The sequence below is a fragment of the Trueperaceae bacterium genome, assembly GCA_031581195.1.
Taxonomy (GTDB): Bacteria; Deinococcota; Deinococci; order Deinococcales; family Trueperaceae; genus SLSQ01.
On record JAVLCF010000185.1, the window covers coordinates 1 to 2,739 of the forward strand.

Here is a 2,739-nt window from a genome sequence, read left to right on the forward strand (position 1 = left end):
TGTTCAGCGACACGCCACTCGCGAACTACCAAGAACTGCTCGCTCGCTTCCACTTTGGAAGGTATCTTGCGAACTCCGCCTTCATCTCCACCACCGCCGCCCTTGGGCAACTCGTCACCTGCTCGCTCGCGGGATTCGCATTCGCACGCCTGACGTTCCGGGGGAGCCGCCTGCTCTTTGCCTCGGTGTTGCTGACGATGCTCGTTCCCGTGGAGGTGACCATCATTCCTGAATTCCTGTTGATGGTCGAGCTGGGTTGGCTCGATACGTATTTGCCGCTCATCGTTCCGTCACTGATGGTTGGGGCCTTCGGCACATTCCTCCTCACCGAATTCTTCAAGACCGTCCCTCGTGACCTGGAGGATGCAGCAACGCTCGATGGGGCCGGCGTGTTCGGCGTGTACTGGCACGTGTTCCTTCCCGCTGCACGTCCCGCCCTTGCAAGCTTGTTCGTGATTGCCTTCATCACGAACTGGAACGAGCTCTTGCGCGCCGTGTTGTACGTCTCGAAGTCCGACCTGCGAACCGTGCCACTCGGCCTCACGGCGCTGCAAGGCCAATACGAGTCAAGTTGGACGCTGTTGATGGCTGGGTCGGTGTTATCGGTTCTACCGATGATTCTCGTGTACTTGCTGGCTCAACGGCACATCGTCCGCGGCTTCGTCACGTCGGGCTTGAAGTGACGAGGGTGACCACGCCGCGCGTCGAGCTGCTCGACATCCACAGGTCGTACCCGGCGAGCGTGCCCCCGGCATGGTGAACGTCCAGATCAAGGCGCGCCCTGTTCCATCGGGCGGTTGGGTCACGGCACTGACGTTTGCGGCGACCACCGTGACACCGATGCGCGTGCGCGACCGCGCACCCATTCGCGCATCGGAGTACGCGCATCACCTCGCGGCGCTCGCAGGGCGAGCCGTAACCGTGACGAGCCTTCCGCCCACCCATTTGCCCGCCCCGGCGCGGGCGCGGGATGCGGCATTCGAGCTGACGGGCGCGCACGTTACATCGCTCCGTTCGCTTCTGCGCGCCGCCTTGGCAGCGGGAAGCAGCGCGCCCACCGATTTGCAGGAACTGGTTCATCGTGCACGTGCACGTGGCCTCGTGTACGTGGATGCGCGGGACGGCCAGGGTACGCGGGTGGCTCCCGATGACCCTGAGAACGTTGAGCACATATGGCTGGGGTCGGTCGGGTCGCTGCGCACCGTCGCGCGGTACGTCCCCAACGCCATTCTGGTGAATGGTCATTACTTCACCATCACACCTCCTGAGCAACCCAGCCCTCATGGCGCACTCGGAGACCCGGTTGGATTGCATGCCTCGAACGGTGTCCTGCACACGGCTGCCACATCCCCACGTGCGGCACTCCTGCGTACGCGCAACGGCTGGAAGGTGCGCATCGTGGGGCTCGACGACGTAGCGACGACGCTGCCGTGCATGCCCGCGAGCGTGACGCCCGTCACGCGCTATGCACGCACGCCACGGCACCCCACACGGGTACGCACGCCTCGAAGCGAAGGTGTTCTCGACGTCGCCATCGTCGACCGGACCGTGGTGGGGATGCATCCATCCGGCGGCGCGAGCATTCCTCCTACCGGCTTCGTCCTCCGGTTCGGCGAGCGCTTGCCCGACGAGACGCGCAGCGCGGTGGAACGCGGCGTACCCGTTCGGCATACCGTCTTGGGTTTCGAGGACGAGGATGTTCTGGCGGCAGTCCAGGGTGGCCCCCTGCTTGTGGATCATGGAAGGGTCGTCGACGTTGGCGCCGCACTCGTCGCCGAGAACTTCGCGCCAACGGAGACGCCGGCCTCGCCGGTACCGAGCGTGTTCCCCGCCGATGCGGACGTGACGCGCGCAGCGCGTCTCGCCGTCGGGGTACGAGCGGACGGTTCGCTCGTCGTCGTTGCCGTGCAAGGACGTTCCTCACGCGACTTCGACGTGCCGGAGGAGGACCGAGGCGCGACGCTGCTTGACATGGCTGCGCTTCTGGTCGAGGAGGGGGCGGTTCACGGATTGAATCTCGATGGAGGTGGTTCCGTACAAGCCTTCGCAGGTTCAGGAAGCGTGATCGAGGGGGCCGATCGTCGGACGCATGCACACGCGCGGTACGACCGACCCGTCCCCACGGGATTGGCGTTCACATGACATGCACGACCCGTTTCGATCTCAATGGCGTGTCGATCGCCCACCCGCTCGAGGCGTGCGCGGATCCCCGGCCCCGCGTGCGCCTGCGGGCCGCGGCAATGGCATCGCATCTCCCCGGACGGGCTCCGCATCTTCTCGATCAAGGCGTGAATGGAGCGGCAACGCACCGACCGGTGGGTGGGCGAGTACGACGGGGACGACGCGTACAGCGTGGCCGTAATGTCGTGCGGGGCCGCGACCGCATCGGACGTGGCGGACGGGCGGATTCCAACGACCAAAGTGCGGCCGACATCGTACGGCTACCCGGCGCCGGTGGGACTCTCGCCGCGGGCAACTCGGACGGCGTGCGCCGGATTTCGTTGGCAAACGGGTCTGCGCGTGAGCCGGCGTCGCCGCTTGCGGCGTTTGGCATCCTTCCCTTGCTCGGCAATGGGCGCTCGCCGATTCGGCCGGGTTTTGCAAACCCCGACCCGAGGATCTTCGCGGCGGCGGAGGAGTTGGTGACACCCGTGGGAGATGCGCGCACACCCGACGTGCTCGTGGCGAGTATCGCAAGCATCCGAGCGATTCGGCTGGCGCCCCGCGCCGATCAGGCTG

General features: G+C 65.9%; 2 protein-coding genes. Both read left to right on the plus strand.

Features of this window, described 5'->3' with window-relative positions; all coding sequences use genetic code 11:
* On the plus strand, positions 1–683 hold a 683-nt coding region (locus tag RI554_11220; GenBank protein MDR9392584.1), incomplete at its 5' end, for a carbohydrate ABC transporter permease.
* Between the two features lie 70 nt (positions 684–753).
* On the plus strand, positions 754–2,142 hold the full coding sequence (locus RI554_11225) for a phosphodiester glycosidase family protein (GenBank protein ID MDR9392585.1): 1,389 nt from the start codon (positions 754–756) through the stop codon (positions 2,140–2,142).
* Positions 2,143–2,739: the final 597 nt, after the last annotated feature.

What these genes read in the sequence shown, in the direction of transcription:
- RI554_11225 (MDR9392585.1), top strand. Translation starts at nt 754, where the DNA reads ATGGTGAACGTCCAGATCAAGGCGCGCCCTGTTCCATCGGGCGGTTGG.